A 14,577-nucleotide genomic window follows, 5' to 3' on the forward strand; every position below is an offset into this window, starting at 1 on the left:
CCCGCTCACGGGGACGCAGTGGGGGAGGCCTCGCCGGTGTCGGTGCCGGTCGGGGTCTCCGCCACGCAGGTCAGCGAGAAGGGGACCGAGTTGGACGTCTTCCCGACGGGGTCGCGGACCTCCACGCTGATGGTGTCCTGGAACGTCCCGCTGTCGTCCTGCGTGGTGACGAACCGCCTGTCCTCCTGGGTCTTCCCGCCACCGGCGGGGAAGGAGAGCGTCTTCCAGTTGCCGTTCACCGAGCCGTTCTTCGACACCCAGCGGTAGGTCACCGTCGCCGGGAGCCGGCCGACGGTGAGCGTGACCGTGAAGGTGGGCGCCGCGGACCGGTCCGGCGGACAGGAGCCCGTGTAGTCGGTGTTCGAGCCCGCCAGCGAGACGTCCACCGACTGCGGCGGAGGGGCGCTCGTGGTGCTCTTGCCCGGACTCGGGGACGGGGTGTTCTCACCGGTCTCGTCCGTCCTGGTCGGCGCGGGCGAACTCACCGCCGGAGTGGTGTCCTTGGCGGTCTCCCCGTCCTTGTCGCCGTTGTCATGGTTCAGCAGCGCGTACGTCAGGCCCGCGATCGCCAGCGCCAGGGCCAGCACACCGGCGACCAGGACGGCACCGGCGCGACGGTTGCGCTCCGGGGGCCGGGAGGCCGCGGTGGGCGTGGAGGTCGGCGTGGGCGCGGGCCGGTACGGGGCCGTCGGCGGCTCCTGCGGGAAGGGCGCGGCGACGGTCGGTGCGTACGGCCCCGCCTGCACGGCGTCCGCCCGGGGCGTGCCTCCCGCCCCGATGATCCGCAGCTCCTGCTCGGCCCGGTCGGCCGGCATCCGCTCCGCCGGATCCTTGCGCAGCAGCCCCTCGATCACCGGCGTGAGCGGCCCGGCCCGGTACGGCGGCGGCAGCTCCTCGTCCACGATCGCGCGCAGGGTGCTCAGCGGGGTGTTCTGCCGGAAGGGGGAATTGCCCTCGACGGCGGCGTACAGCAGCACACCCAGCGACCACAGGTCGGACTCGGGGCCCGGGGTACGGCCGAGCGCCCGCTCCGGCGCGAGGAACTCGGGCGAGCCGATGACCTCGCCGGTCATCGTCAGCGCCGAACTGCCCTCGACCTGGGCGATGCCGAAGTCGGTCAGCACCACCCGGCCGTCGTTCGACAGCAGGACGTTGGCGGGCTTCACATCCCGGTGCAACACCCCTGCCTCGTGCGCGGCCCGCAGCGCGGAGAGCACCTCGGCGCCGATGTGCGCGGCCCGCTGGGGACTGAGCGGACCCTCCGCGTCCAGGAGTTCGGCGAGCGAGATACCGCGCACCAGCTCCATGACGATCCACGGGCGGCCGTCCTCGGTGGCCACGTCGTACACCGTCACCACGTTGCGGTTGGCGACCCGGGCCGCCGCCCACGCCTCGCGTTCGAGGCGGGCGTACAACCGCTCGACCTCGTGGGTCGCCAGTCCGTGCGGCGCGCGCACCTCCTTGACGGCGACCTCGCGGTGCAGCACCTCGTCACGGGCGCGCCACACGGTTCCCATGCCGCCCTCGCCGAGCGGGGACAGGAGACGGTAGCGGCCCGCGATCACTCGTTCACTGCCCGGTTCTTCGGACACGGGCATCCCCCATTCGCATCCGGGCGAAATCTCCACTCCGCGTGATGTTGCACGTGAATTCTGTACAAAAGTAGCTCAGCCGAGTGCGGATGCCGCCCCCTTGAGCACCAATCCCGCCCCGAGAGCCACCACGACGAACGCCGACATCAGGGGCGCGGTCCTGCGCACCAGGGCGGCCATCGGGCTCGCGGCCAGGCGGGGGCGCCTGTCCAGCAGCCGTGTGACTCCACTGCCCAGCCTGACGACGGCGAATCCGGCCGCGGTCAGGGTCAGGGCGAGCCCGACACCGTAAGCCACGACGAGCAGCAGCCCGAACCACGCCTGTCCGAGCGCGGCGGCCCCGACGAGCACGACGACCGCGGAGGGGCTGGGCACGAGGCCGCCGGCGAAGCCGAGCAGGATCGTGCCGCGGAGGGTGGGGGCGACGGCGTGGGTGTGGGTGAAGCCGCCGTGGGTGTGCTCCAGGGCGTGGGAGTGGTCGTGGGGGTGCGGGTGGTCGTGGTCGTGGTCGTGGGGGTGCCCGTGCCCGTGGGGGTGCCCGTGCCCGTGGGTGTGCCCGTGATCGTGGTCGTGGGTGTGTCCGGGCGTGTGGGGGTGGCCGTGCGTCTCCGCCGTCGCCGGGGCGGTCTCCGCGTGGGCGGCGACCAGGACCAGCGAGCGTTCCTCGGCCTTCTGGGCATCGGGCGCGTGGTCGTGTGCGTGGTCGTGTGCGTGGTCGTGAGGGTGCCCGTGTCCGTGCTGGTGCGCGCGGGTGCGCAGGGCCCGGCGCAGCAGGGTGACGCCCGCCGCGGTCACCATCACCCCGCTCGCGATGCCCAGCCAGGCGATCACGGAGGGAGCGGCCGCCGAGCCGGCCGTGACGAGGAGGCCCAGGGCGACGACGCCCAGGGTGTGGGTGACGGTCACGGAGGCGGCCAGCGGCAGGACGTCCTTCATGCGCGCCTTGCCGCCGCGGGCCGCGGCCACCGCGGCCATCAGGGTCTTGCCGTGCCCCGGGGCCAGCGCGTGCATCGCGCCGAGGACGACCGCGATCAGCAGGGCGAGCGCCGCGAAGCCGACGGTGAGGTCGTGCCGGGCGACCAGGGAGTCCAGGGCGCGCGTCCAGCGGTCGGCGCCACGGGGCAGCACGGAGGCGGCGGGGGCGTCCGACCGCTCCTCGGTGAGGGCGGGGCCGCCGGGCCGCACCCGCAGCGAGGCGGTCACGGTGTCGGCGGGGGAGGAGAGCAACTCCTTCGGATACGTGGTCAGTTCGTCCGAGACCGACGTGGCGGGTACGTCCGAGCTCGTGAGCGTCATCCGGTCGCCACGCGCGGTGATCTCGCGCCAGCCGGGCCCGGAGTCGGTGCCCGCGCTGTGGAAGCCGAGGGTGACGGTGGCGTCCTCGGGCAGCGGGGCGGTCAGCCGGCACTCCACGCGCAGGGTGTTCAGGCCGGCCTGGCCGGGACGCACGCGCGCGTGGCTGCTCTTCACGGTCAGGGTCGCCGTACGGCCGTCCACGGTGACCTTGCCGCCCTCAGCCGCCTTCCGGCACCGCTGGACGGCCCATTCGGTCATGCCGAGCTTCTCGATGTCCGGCTTGGCCTGGGTGGCCGGGATCTCGGCCAGGTCCTCGACGTGGTCGACGCGGAGCAGGCCGGGGGCGGCGACGAGACCGTCGTAGCGGTTGACGGTGAAGTTGCCGAGGGGGTGGGCGCTCGCGCTGCTGGAAGGGAGCAGCGCGAGCGCACAAGCCGCCGTCAGGACGGCCGTGAGGGACGCGAACAGACGGCGGGGCTTCACTTGGACGCCTCCTTGAGAGCCTTGCGGGCCTCGCGGGCGCCGAGGGGGGAGAAACCGGGGTTGAGCTTCAGGGCGGAGCCCAGATGGCTCCGGGCCTCCTTCTTGTCGCCCGCGGCCAGTTCGACGATTCCGCGGTGGTAGAGGAAGGAGGCGTTGCGGTAACCGGTGGCGGTGGCCTGCCGGGCGTACGGCAGGGCCTCCTTGTCACGGCCGTTCACATGCAGGGCCCAGGCGAGGGCGTCCGCGGTGTGCACGGTGTGCCGGCGGGCCCACTCGGCGCGGGCGGCCTTCAGCGCGGCGGTCTTGTCTCCGTGGTCGGCGGCGGCCATCGCGGTGTCGAGGTCGGCGTTGACGCCGTTGGCGCGGGCGAGGGCCGTCCAGGCGTCCACGAGCGCGTACTGGTCCTGGGCCTTCGTTTTGTCGCCGTCGGCGCCCCGGTCCTCGTACAGCTCCCCGAGCGCGACCAGCGGCCCGGGCAGCGGATACCTGGCCACGACGGCCTCCATGCCCTTGATCGCGGCGGTGCGGTCCCCGCTCGCGGCCTGGGCGCGGGCCCTGCCCTCCAGAGCGGGGAGGTAGGCGTCGTCGGCGGCCAGGGCGCGGGCGTAGTCGGTCAGGGCCGTGTCGTAGTCGCCCTGGTTCCAGGCGAGTTGGCCCAGCGCGGAGGCCACGTAGGCGATGTCGCCCGGGGTGGTCGCGGTGGCCAGGGCCTGCTCCAGGACGGTGCGGGCGGTACGGACGTCACCGCGGAGTTCGTGGACGTAGGCGTAGCGGGTGAACACCGGGATGCCGGGCCGCCGTTCGTCCGCGAGGTCGGCGGCCTTCGACGCCTCCTCGTAGCGGCCGAGTTCGACCAGGGCGTCGATCCGGGAGGAGAGGGCGCGCTCGTTGTAGGGGTTCTGCTTCAAGGTCTTGTCGGCGTAGGTGAGGGCGCCCTTGAAGTCGTGGCGGGCGGCGGCCAGCGCGGCGAGACCGGCGAGGGCCTGCTCGTTGCCGGCCTCCAACTCCCTTGACTTCTTCAGTGCTTGCTCGGCCTGCGGATAGCGCGAGGGGTCACCCTTGGTCCGGGCCTGCTCGACGTAGGCGAGTCCGAGGGTGGCCCAGCTGCCGAAGTCCCTGGGCTGGCTGCGCAGATGGGCCTGGATCGCCCTGATGCTCGTGTCGAGGTCCCCGCTCGCCATGAGTCCGGGCGAGACCGCCGACGACGAACTGGCGACCGTGGCGGTGCCGCCACCGTCCCGCAGCGCCCCGAGGGCGATCGACCCACCCGTCAGCGCGACGGCCAACAGTGCCGCGCACCCGGCGAGTTGAGCGGCCCGCCAACGCCTTCCGGCCTCGGAGACCCGCCGCACGGCGGCGACCTTCTCGTCATCGGCCTGAGCAGAGGGCTCCACGGCCTCCGACGAACCGCTCTGCTCGTCCTCGGATGCGCTGTCGGTCGTAGACCCGGACATGCCCTCTCCTGATTCGCTAGTGATCGTGTACTGCGGCGCGGCCCGCACCGTGGGGGATGAGTTGCGCGGGCCGCGCCAGTAAAAAGGGGGGGTGAGGTGAGGGCCTTCAGGGGCGCGGGGAACTGGACGACCAGCCCCCGCACACCCGCAGCCGCCATACGACAGGCCGAGGCACCTTAGTAGGCACGCCCCCGCACCCGGCGCCACCACATCAGCGCCACCCCGATGAGCGCGATACCCGCCGCCCCCGCACCCGCGGACCCGGCGATCAGACCCATGTTGTCCGACCCGGAGGACCCCGCGGGGGACAGCGCGTCCCCGAGCTGGTTGCGGACGTCGTTCCCACCGGACGTGCCCTTGGCGAGCGGGCCTCGCGAACCCTCCGTGGGCAGCGCCACGTAGGGGAACGACTTCTCGAAGTCCTTGTCGTTCTTGTCGACCGCGTCACCGAGGTCGTTCTTGGACCCGACCAGTTCACCCTCGACGACCTGGAGCGAGGCGTCGATCACGTCGTCGGTGAGCCGGCGGCCGTTCGGGAATCCGGCGTTGTCGCCATCAAGCACACCGAGCCGCTTCGGAGAATCGGTGGGCTTGATGGACGTGTTGAGGCGCAGCTCCTCCGCGGGGCGGACGTGGGGCGGCTGGTTCAGCCCCTTCACACCCTTGAGGAAGACGTCCACGAGGTCGTTGCGGGGCTCCTTCGGGGCCGGGATCTTGTAGATCGCCTCGATGAGCTTCGGCAGTTCGGGGTTGGTCACGTTCTTCAGGAACTGCCCGTCATCCCACGGCGAGGACGCGTTGAACTTGTCCTTGTCCTTGAGCGGGTTGACGACCTCGTTGACGAGCGGGTTGCCGAGGCGCGAGACCTGGGAGTAGTACCCCTGCGCGTTCCTGCGCTGGGTCGTCGACCAGATGCCCACGACCGGCTGGTGCGAGGACTCGGCGATCATCTCCGTCGGGACCTGCAGGGCGATCGAGTTGACGTTGTAGCCCTTGAGCGTGTCGTTGCCGACCTCGCTGAGGTTCCCGCCGTACAGCAGGTCGAAGACGCGCAGGTCCGCGAAGAACGGGTCGTCGGCCTGGCCGGCGAAGGCCGTCGAGTCGCCGGGAAGCTTGTAGACCGCCTGGTCGCGCAGCTTCTCGTAGTTCGGCATGGACGCCTTGCCGACGTTCGACGGGGCCACCGGGATGTCGTCGGCGACCTTCGTCTTGTACTCGACCTTCTGGTGCTTCAGCCGGAAGAGCTCGATGTCGTACGTCTGGGTGACGTTCAGGTCCGGGTCGTCGAGGCTGTCGACCACGCCCGTGTTGTACAGGAACGACTTCTTGTTCTTGACGTGGGTCTTGAACGTGAAGCGGTACAGCAGGTCGCCCTGTCCGTCACCGTTGTTGTCGATGTGGAGGTCGTACTGCGCGTCCTCGGCGAACTGGTAGAAGTTCGGCCCGCCCCCGGGCTCCTCGAACGGGATCCAGTTGGCCACGATCGTCGTCGAGTCCGGCTTGTCGGGGCTGACGAACGCGTACACGTCGGTGTTGTCGTACTGGGGGTCGCCCGAGATCAGGGGGGCCTCCCGGTGGCTGGAGGCGGAGGCCGCCCCCGGTTCCAGCGTGGCCACACCGGCGGCTGCGAGCCCGCCGGCGGCCAGCGCGCCACATACGAGGGTCGCAAGGCTCCTGCGTCGCGAGCCACTCCTGGAGATAGGTGTCATGCCGTCCGTCCTCAGTCCAACTTGCCTGACGCTCGGTGATTCGGAGCGGTGGGCGGGCCGGATTGGTCGAATCTCAAAACTTCTTTTCTGCTGCTCGACCCGCGTTTTCGGCGTTCTGATCCGTAACCCCATCCGGAGGTGTGTTCGTTGCGAATACCTCGTGGGACGGGACGGCCCAGGTGCGGCTTTGCGGGAGGGGGCGACGAGTTGGAAGCGGATGAGCTTCTGATGCTCGTGGCGGGTGGGGACCAGAGGGCGTTCGAGGAGCTCTACGGGCTCGTCGCCGGGCCGGTGTTCGGGCTGGTACGGCGGGTGGTGCGTGATCCGGCGCAGTCGGAGGAGGTGTCGCAGGAAGTGCTGCTCGAGTGCTGGCGGTCCGCCGCGCGGTTCGACCCGCGCCGGGGCAGCGCGCTGTCCTGGATCCTCACGCTCGCGCACCGCCGTGCCGTCGACCGGGTGCGCAGCGCCCGCGCGGCCGGTGAACGCGAGCAGCGCGAGGCACAGCGGGCCCATCACCCCGCCTTCGACCAGGTGACCGAGGAGGTCGAGGCGGGCCTCGAACGCGAGTGGGTGCGCCGGTGCCTGGAGCGCCTGACGGAACTTCAGCGCCAGTCCGTCACCCTCGCCTACTACGACGGCTACACGTACCGTGAAGTGGCCGAGCGGCTCTCGCTGCCGCTGGGGACGGTGAAGACGCGGATGCGTGACGGACTGACCCGCTTGCGGGAGTGCCTGGGAGGTGCGGCATGAGCCTCTTCCGCCGGGAAGACCTCCACTCCCTCGCGGCCCCCTACGCCCTCGACGCGCTGGAGCCCCCCGAGCGGGCCCGCTTCGAGAGGCACCTCAAGGACTGCGACAGCTGTGCGGCGGAAGTGCGGACGCTCTCCGAGGACGCGGTACGGCTCGCGTGGTCGGCTGCCGCGCCGCCGCCGTCGGCGATGCGCGACCGGGTGCTGGCCGCGGTGCGCACCATCCCGCAGGAATCCGCCGCACGGCCGGAGCCGGCCCGCGCGCGGCCCGAACCGGTACGGGCGCGCAAGTCGCAGCTGCCGCCTCATGTGTGGGGCTTCCAGCCGCCGCCCAGGCAGCGCCAGCGGCGTTCCCTGTTCGTGCCCTTCGCCACCGCCACGGCGGCCGCGGCCCTTGTCGTCGCCTCCCTGTTCGCCGTCCAGGCCAACCGGACCCAGGACGAACTGGACGCGCAGAGAGCCCAGGCCAGTGAGATCGCCCACGTTCTCCAGGCCGCGGACGCGCGGGCGACCCGGGGTCAGGACGCACAGGGGCGAAGTATCGGAGTAGTCGCTTCCGCATCTGAGGGGCGCGCGGTCATCACCCTGAGCGGGTACAGCGCGCCCCCGAGCGGCCGCGTGCGCCAGCTGTGGCTCATGCGCCCCAACGAGCAACCGCGCTCCCTGGGGCTCTTCGCCGCCGACACGCCCTTGGTCGCGAGCGGACTCGACAAGTCGGCGACATCACTCGCTGTGACCGTCGAACCCGACGGGGGCTCACCACAGCCCACTACCCAGCCGGTTGTCCAACTCGCCCTGAAATCTGTTGGATTCGGAGAGTAATCATGGAGGGGTCGTCAACACCCTTACGGGGAAGGTGAATCCTGTGACGCCGATACACGTGTGCCCCGCAGGGGCGATAGGGTTACCCTGCCCGGGCCGGGTGGACTCGTACGGGTGGGGAGTGACATGGAACAGATAACAGTGCGCAGGGCGAGGGTCCCTGCGATCACCTGCGGGAGCAGCGCGACCAGTTCGCGCCTCGACCGCCATCTCTCGGTGCTGTCGGGACCGGCCGTCCCGCAGCGCGAGGCGGCCGAGGCGACGTCACTGATGCGCGAGCTGACCGCGCGTGACACCAGCAAGCAGGAGCGCAGTGACAGGGGTGCGCGGGTCCGCCGCGTCTCGCTGTTCGCGCCTCTGCGCCGACTGCGCCGTTCGCTGTTCGGCGGCCGCTGAGCCCTCGCCGCCCGGTATCGTGCTGCGTCCTGTCCGTCATCCCCACGGCATGCAGCACGATCCAGGCAGTGCCTTGACTCCCCTCCCGGCAAGAGGCGTTCACCCTTCCCCGTGTGCGTACCTCCGTACGGCCAGCGGCGCGAAGACCGCGAGCAGCACCCCGCACCACAGCAGTGACCCGGCGACCGGATGTGCCACCGGCCAGGCCGCTCCCTCCGGCACGGGCGCATTCCCGAACAGATCCCGCAGGGCCGTGGTCACCGCGCTGATCGGGTTCCACTCGGCGAGGGTGCGCAGCCAGCCGGGCAGTCCCTCGGTCGGGATGTACGCGTTGGACAGCAGCGGCAGGACGAAGGTCGCCCCGCCCAGCTGACCGGCGGCCTCCTCGCTGCGGGTGAGCAGACCGAGGAAGATTCCGATCCAGGTGGTCGCGAACCGGAACAGCAGCAACAGCCCGACGGCGCCCACCGCTTGCCCGGCGGGCCCTTCGACGCGCCAGCCCACCGCGAGCCCCACCAGCAGGAACGGCACCATCCCGGCGGCGGTGACCACCACGTCCGCGACCGACTGCCCCAGCGGCACCGCCGCCCGGCTGATCGGCAGCGTGCGCAGCCGGTCCGTCACGCCCCGGTGCACGTCCTGGGCCGCCTGGAACATCCCGGTCATGATCCCGTTCGCCGCCGTCGCCACCAGCAGCCCCGGCACCAGGAAGGACCGGTACTCCTCGCCCGGCATCGCCAGCGCGCTGCCGAAGACGTAGCCGAAGAACAGCAGCATGGTGATCGGCATGGTCTGGGTCAGGATCAGCAGTCCGGGGTTGTTCCGGACCCGCCGCAGTTGACGGCCCAGCATCGCGGTGCCGTCGTAGGCCAGCACGCTCATGTCGCAAGCTCCTTGGTGAGTCGCAGGAAGACGTCGTCGAGGGTCGGCGGCCGGATGCTCGCGTCGAGCAACGGCACGCCCGCCGCGTCCAGTTCGCGCACCAGCCGGGGCAGGGTGAGCGTGGTGTCCCGGGTGGCCGCGCCGACCGAGTGGCGCTCGGGGTCGAACGACGGTTCTCCGCCGGTGAGTTGGTCGAGGACCTCGGCGGCCCTCACCAGGACGTCCGGGTCCGCGACGACGATCTCGACGTACGCCCCGATCAGCGCCTTGAGCTGGGCCGGCGAACCCGTGTGCGCGACCCGCCCCTGGTCCACCAGGGCGATGTCGTGGGCGAGTTGGTCGGCCTCCTCCAGGTACTGCGTGGTCAGCAGCACGGTCGTGCCGTCCGCCGTCAGGTCGCGTACGGCGTCCCGGATGAGATTGCGGCTGGCCGGGTCGAGCCCGGTCGTCGGCTCGTCGAGGAACAGGATCTCGGGGCGGCGGATCAGGCTCGCCGCCAGATCCAGGCGGCGGCGCATCCCGCCCGAGTAGGTGGCCGCGGCCCGGTCGGCGGCCTCGGTCAGCCCGAAGCGGACCAGCAGCTCGGCGGCCCGCTCGGCCGGTCCCCGCACCCGGTGCAGCCGGGCGAACAGCCGGAGGTTCTGCCGTCCGGTGAGGTCCCCGTCGACCGAGGCGTACTGCCCGGTGACGGCGATGGCGCGGCGCACCGCCTCCGGCTCCCGGACGAGGTCGTGCCCGGCGACCCGCGCGGAGCCGGCGTCCGGCCGCAGCAGCGTGGTCAGCAGCCGTACGGCCGTGGTCTTGCCCGCGCCGTTGGGGCCGAGGATGCCGCAGACCGTGCCCGGAGCGACCGCGAGGTCGAGACCGCGCAGCGCGTGGACCTCCCCGAACCGCTTCTCCAGACCTTCACTAAGTACAGCGTACGTAGAAGTCATGGCAGGACCATAGCGCACTACGTACGCTGTACGTAACTAGGATGGTGGCCGAGGTGATGACCGATGGCGGGCCGAGCGGCCGTACCCGAAGTGATCTGGGCCCGTCCCGAGCGGACGGGACGCGGGCCGAAACCCGCGTTCACCAGGGCGGACATCGCGGCGGCGGCGGTGCGGCTGGCCGACGCGGGGGGTCTGGACGCGGTGTCGATGCGCCATGTCGCGGCCGAGATCGGCTGCGGAACCATGTCGCTGTACAACTACGTCCCCCGTAAGGAGGATCTGTACGAGCTGATGGTGGACGCGGTCAGCGGCGAGCACGAGCTGTTCGAGCCGACGGGTGACTGGCGGGCGGACATGCTGCGCAACGCCCGCCAGACCAAGGAGCTCATGCACCGGCACACCTGGATGGCACGGCTGATGTCGGGGGTGTACGGCTTCAGCCCCAACGCCCTGCGCTACCTGGAGCACTGCCTCGCCTGCCTCGACCCGCTGGACGCCCCCTACGGCACGAAGATCGAGCTGGTCGCGATGCTCAACGGGTGCGTGACGACGTACGTCTCGAACGAGCTGTCCACGGCCGAGCGGGTGCGGTCGCTGCCGTGGTCCGAGGAGCAGGAGAACGCGGTGCGGATCGCGTACCTGGGCAGTCAGGTGGCGTCGGGGGCGTATCCGCGGCTGGCGGCGGCGTTCATGGAGGACGCGGGGCCGATCGATCTGGACGCGGTGTTCGAGCGGATGCTGGGGCGGGTACTGGACGGGTTCGCGCCCAGAGCCTGAAGGAGCGCCTAGATGAGCGTGAGCTGGCCCTCCGGCCCCTCCTCGTGCCCGTCCAGGACCGAGGCGGGCCTGCGGGCCGAGTCCGGGACCGGCAGGACTCCCGCCTCGCGCAGGCCGCCCGCCGTGATCTGCGAGGTCAACTCGTCCTGGAAGGGCTGGAGATCGGCCAGCAGGGCCAGGACGGTGATCAGTTCCAGCAGTTCCGACGTCCAGGTCTGCGGCCAGGTCGTGGGGCGGATCGCCGCCAGCGTGCCCGGCTCCGGTTCCGCGACACGGGCCGCGAACCACTGCTCAAGCACCCGTACCCCGCCCGCCTCGAAGTCCCAGGCTTCCGGTGGCACGGGGGAGACGCGGCCCTCGTCCAGCAGGAGCGCCTCCTCGTCGCGGTCGTAGTCCAGGGTCAGGGGACGGGACGGCAGGGGCGCGCGGACGTACGGACGGCGGCCCCCGGGGAGCTTCGGGCGGTCCCCGTCGCGGCGCATCAGCCAGAGCGTGCGGTGGCCCGACTCGACACCGCGCGACCACAGTTCGGGGTCGTCGGTGAGCGGGACGGTGAGGTCCGGGCGGACCGCGGCCATGATCCAGGCGAGGACGTCCAGGGGTTCCACCGGGACGCCGAGGCGGGTGCGCAGGTGCTCCAGCAGGCCCGGGGCCAGGTTCGGTTCGGTGCCGCCCGGGCGGCGGTACAGCGGGCGGACGCGGCCGGGGCGGAACAGCGGGAGCAGCGAGGTCGCGAGGAGCTGGGGACCCCGGCCGTCCGTGGGCGTCTCCACCACGAACACCTGCTCCTCGTCCGCCACCCGCCACAGCTCGGGACGGGCCGCGTCGATCAGCCGGTGGTCCGGGATCAGCCACTGTTCGTCGAAGGGCGCGTGCAGGACCCGTACCGGCTCCGGACAGGGGCCCGAGGCGCGCACGAGCTTCTCCGTGCCGCCCGTCCGTCCCGGCAGCTGTCCCACCGCCGAGCGCACGGTGCGGGAGCGGGTGGGCTCGAACAGGGCCTCCCGGTCGGGCCCCTCGGCCTTCAGCAGGGCGTCCCAGCGGGCCTTCAGGGAGGCCGCGTCGGGTCCCGTCGGCCACCCCCGGCCGAGCCGCGGCGGTGCGACGGACCACGGCATGAGGTCCGCCAGTGGCGGAGCGTCGTCGTGCGTCACGCTGGGCATCGTACGACCAGTGACGGACAGCGGGTTCACGTGGCGTCCAGAGTCACCGAGAAGGAGAACCGGTCGCCCCGGTAGTGGATCACTGCCGCGTCGAGCACCCGGCCGCCCGGGTCGTAGGTGACCCCCGTGTAGTGCAGGATCGGGCTGAGCAGCGGGACTTGGAGCAGCCGGGCGGTCTCCGGGTCCGCGAGCCGCGCCTGAACCGTGTCCGTGATGCGGCTGATGTCCACCCCGACGACATCCCGCAGCACCTTCGTCATCGGCCGGCGCGCCAGGTCCGACGGGTCGATACGGGCGGCCAGTTCGGGGCGGACGTAGTTGCGGGCGTGGTTGGTCGGCTCGCCCGTCGTCTCGTCGCTGCGCAGCCGGTGGTACGACGCCACCTCGTCCAGGTCCGGGAAGTGCTCGGCGAGTTCGGGCGGCACGGGCGACTTGCCGTGCTCCAGCAGTTCGGTCGTCATGCCGGACTGCTGGGCCACGATGGCGTCCACGGAGCCGAGCAGCCGGACCGGGGCACCCCTTCGCGCGTCGGGCTCGATGAAGGTGCCCCGGCGGCGGTGGCGGGTGATGAGCCCCTCGTCCTCCAGCTCCTTCAGTGCCTGCCGCATGGTCAGCACGCTCACGCCGTAGTGGCCCGCCAGTTGTTCCTCGGTGGGCAGGCGGAGCGGGTCCTGGAGGGAGCGGCCGAGTATCGAGGCGCGCAGGGACTGCGACACCTGGTACCAGAGCGGCAGCTTGCGGTTCAGGACGATCGAGTCCGGGGCGAAGGAGGTCACGGGCTATCCGTACCTTTCGCGGATCGGTCAGTGCAACGGGCGGAAGTGGCGTTCCAGGCCCCGCCACACGTCGTCGTAGTGCGGCTGGAGGTGGTCCGCCCGGGCCGCGTGCGCGGTCAGCGTCACCGGCCAGCGCGTCTCGAACATGAACGCCAGCCCGTCGTCGACCTTCTGCGGCCTCAGTTCGGCCGCGCTCGCCCGGTCGAAGGTCTCCTTGTCGGGTCCGTGCGCCGACATCATGTTGTGCAGCGAGCCGCCGCCGGGCACGAAGCCCCCCGCGCCCGCGGTCTTCGCGTCGTAGGCGCCCTCGATCAGGCCCATGTACTCGCTCATCACGTTCCGGTGGAAGTACGGCGGCCGGAAGGTGTCCTCGCCGACCAGCCAGCGCGGCGCGAAGACCACGAAGTCGACGCCGGCCAGTCCCGGGGTGTCCGACGGGGAGGTCAGCACGGTGAAGATCGACGGGTCGGGGTGGTCGTAGGAGATGGAGCCGATGACATTGAATCGGCGCAGGTCGTAGGCGTACGGCACATGGTTGCCGTGCCAGGCGACGACATCGAGGGGGGAGTGGTCGTAGGTCGCGGTCCAGAGGTTGCCGCAGAACTTGTTGACCACCTCCACCGGCCCTTCGACGTCCTCGTACGCGGCGACCGGGGCCCGGAAGTCGCGGGGGTTGGCGAGGCCGTTGGCGCCGATCGGGCCGAGGTCGGGGAGCTGGAAGGGGGCCCCATAGTTCTCGCACACATAGCCCCGGGCGGACTCATCCAGGAGCTCCACACGGAAGCGCACCCCACGAGGGATCAGCGCCACCTGGCCCGGCTCCACATGCAGCAGCCCGAACTCCGTGCGCAGCAGCAGCCCGCCGCGCTCCGGGACGATCAGCAGCTCGCCGTCGGCGTCGCTGAAGACGCGGTCCATGGAGTCGGTGGCGTGGTAGAGGTGCACGGCCATGCCGGTGCGCTGGGTGACGTCGCCGTTGCCGCCGAGGGTCCACAGTCCGGCGAGGAAGTCGGTGCCCTCGGGCGGCTCGGGCAGCGGGTCCCAGCGCAGTCGGTTCGGGTCCGGGACCGACTCCGTGAAGGGGGCCGTGCGGATCCGGCCGTTGTGGGTGTGGGTGAACGCCGGGTGCGCGGCGGAGGGACGGATCCGGTACAGCCAGGAGCGGCGGTTGTGGGCGCGGGGCTCGGTGAACGCCGTACCGCTGAGCTGTTCCGCGTACAGGCCGAGGGGGGCGCGCTGCGGGGCGTTGCGGCCCTCGGGGAGGGCGCCCGGGACGGCCTCCGAGGCGTGCTCGTTGCCGAAGCCGGAGAGATGGGTCAGGCCCTCGGCAACCTTGCGTGCGTCGGCGCGCGTGATCGCTGCGTCCCCGTTCATGATCGCTCCCTTGCGGTCTGATTCCTATGGAACACCGTAGGATTGCGGTGTGATCGGCGCAAGAGGCCGTTCCCTGGAACCGATCTTCCGCCCGTGACCTCCTCAGGGAGGAGGATGAGAACCAGACCCCAGGGGGATTCGCGGTGTCGGACCTGTGTTCTACGCTCCC

At 71.5% G+C, this 14,577-nt stretch carries 13 protein-coding genes; 4 read left to right on the forward strand and 9 right to left on the reverse strand.

Going from position 1 to position 14,577, the window contains the following annotated elements; genetic code table 11:
* Positions 1–5 precede the first annotated feature (5 nt).
* From ACFYZ8_RS24640 to ACFYZ8_RS24655, 4 genes are all read right to left on the reverse strand, one after another.
* Positions 6–1,592, reverse strand: a complete 1,587-nt coding sequence (locus ACFYZ8_RS24640; protein WP_388536221.1) for a protein kinase — start codon at positions 1,590–1,592, stop codon at positions 6–8.
* A 75-nt stretch (positions 1,593–1,667) separates the two neighbouring features.
* Positions 1,668–3,371, reverse strand: coding sequence for a sulfite exporter TauE/SafE family protein (locus ACFYZ8_RS24645; RefSeq protein ID WP_388536219.1), 1,704 nt, complete (start codon positions 3,369–3,371; stop codon positions 1,668–1,670).
* Positions 3,368–4,825 carry a tetratricopeptide repeat protein gene (locus ACFYZ8_RS24650; protein WP_388536218.1) on the reverse strand — a complete coding sequence of 486 codons (1,458 nt, stop codon included), beginning with the start codon at positions 4,823–4,825 and terminating at the stop codon, positions 3,368–3,370. Before ACFYZ8_RS24650 ends, ACFYZ8_RS24645 begins: the two co-directional genes overlap by 4 nt.
* Positions 4,826–5,001: 176 nt before the next feature.
* Positions 5,002–6,534 carry a DUF4331 domain-containing protein gene (locus ACFYZ8_RS24655; protein ID WP_359031942.1) on the reverse strand — a complete coding sequence of 511 codons (1,533 nt, stop codon included), beginning with the start codon at positions 6,532–6,534 and terminating at the stop codon, positions 5,002–5,004.
* 207 nt (positions 6,535–6,741) lie between these two features.
* On the opposite strand from ACFYZ8_RS24655, the gene ACFYZ8_RS24660 reads away from it, so the two are divergent.
* The 3 genes from ACFYZ8_RS24660 (at position 6,742) to ACFYZ8_RS24670 (ending at position 8,501) form a co-directional block, all read left to right on the forward strand.
* Positions 6,742–7,284, forward strand: a complete 543-nt coding sequence (locus ACFYZ8_RS24660; RefSeq protein WP_359031943.1) for a sigma-70 family RNA polymerase sigma factor — start codon at positions 6,742–6,744, stop codon at positions 7,282–7,284.
* Complete coding sequence (locus ACFYZ8_RS24665; RefSeq protein ID WP_388536216.1) at positions 7,281–8,105, forward strand: anti-sigma factor domain-containing protein; 825 nt, start codon at positions 7,281–7,283, stop codon at positions 8,103–8,105. The genes ACFYZ8_RS24660 and ACFYZ8_RS24665 overlap by 4 nt, the downstream gene beginning before the upstream one ends.
* A gap of 126 nt (positions 8,106–8,231) precedes the next feature.
* Entirely contained in the window at positions 8,232–8,501 is a 270-nt protein-coding gene (locus tag ACFYZ8_RS24670; RefSeq protein ID WP_359031945.1) for a hypothetical protein, read from the forward strand.
* Between the two features lie 99 nt (positions 8,502–8,600).
* Here the strand turns inward: ACFYZ8_RS24670 and ACFYZ8_RS24675 are convergent, their stop codons facing one another.
* Entirely contained in the window at positions 8,601–9,383 is a 783-nt protein-coding gene (locus ACFYZ8_RS24675) for an ABC transporter permease (RefSeq protein ID WP_388536214.1), read from the reverse strand.
* Positions 9,380–10,318 carry an ATP-binding cassette domain-containing protein gene (locus ACFYZ8_RS24680; RefSeq protein WP_388536213.1) on the reverse strand — a complete coding sequence of 313 codons (939 nt, stop codon included), beginning with the start codon at positions 10,316–10,318 and terminating at the stop codon, positions 9,380–9,382. The genes ACFYZ8_RS24675 and ACFYZ8_RS24680 overlap by 4 nt, the downstream gene beginning before the upstream one ends.
* A gap of 63 nt (positions 10,319–10,381) precedes the next feature.
* Between ACFYZ8_RS24680 and ACFYZ8_RS24685 the strand changes: the two genes are divergently transcribed.
* Entirely contained in the window at positions 10,382–11,095 is a 714-nt protein-coding gene (locus tag ACFYZ8_RS24685) for a TetR/AcrR family transcriptional regulator (RefSeq protein WP_359031948.1), read from the forward strand.
* A gap of 8 nt (positions 11,096–11,103) precedes the next feature.
* Here the strand turns inward: ACFYZ8_RS24685 and ACFYZ8_RS24690 are convergent, their stop codons facing one another.
* The 3 genes from ACFYZ8_RS24690 to hmgA are packed head-to-tail and all read right to left on the reverse strand — an operon-like array spanning position 11,104 to position 14,408.
* Positions 11,104–12,258 carry a type ISP restriction/modification enzyme gene (locus ACFYZ8_RS24690; protein ID WP_388536211.1) on the reverse strand — a complete coding sequence of 385 codons (1,155 nt, stop codon included), beginning with the start codon at positions 12,256–12,258 and terminating at the stop codon, positions 11,104–11,106.
* Between the two features lie 26 nt (positions 12,259–12,284).
* A complete protein-coding gene (locus ACFYZ8_RS24695; RefSeq protein ID WP_359031950.1) occupies positions 12,285–13,034 on the reverse strand; it encodes a GntR family transcriptional regulator in 750 nt (249 codons plus the stop codon).
* A gap of 27 nt (positions 13,035–13,061) precedes the next feature.
* Positions 13,062–14,408 (reverse strand): homogentisate 1,2-dioxygenase, encoded by a 1,347-nt coding sequence (gene hmgA / locus ACFYZ8_RS24700; RefSeq protein WP_359031951.1) that lies wholly within the window; start codon positions 14,406–14,408, stop codon positions 13,062–13,064.
* Positions 14,409–14,577: the final 169 nt, after the last annotated feature.

Origin of the sequence: Streptomyces sp. NPDC001668, from assembly GCF_042893155.1 — a bacterium.
Classification (GTDB): Bacteria; Actinomycetota; Actinomycetes; order Streptomycetales; family Streptomycetaceae; genus Streptomyces.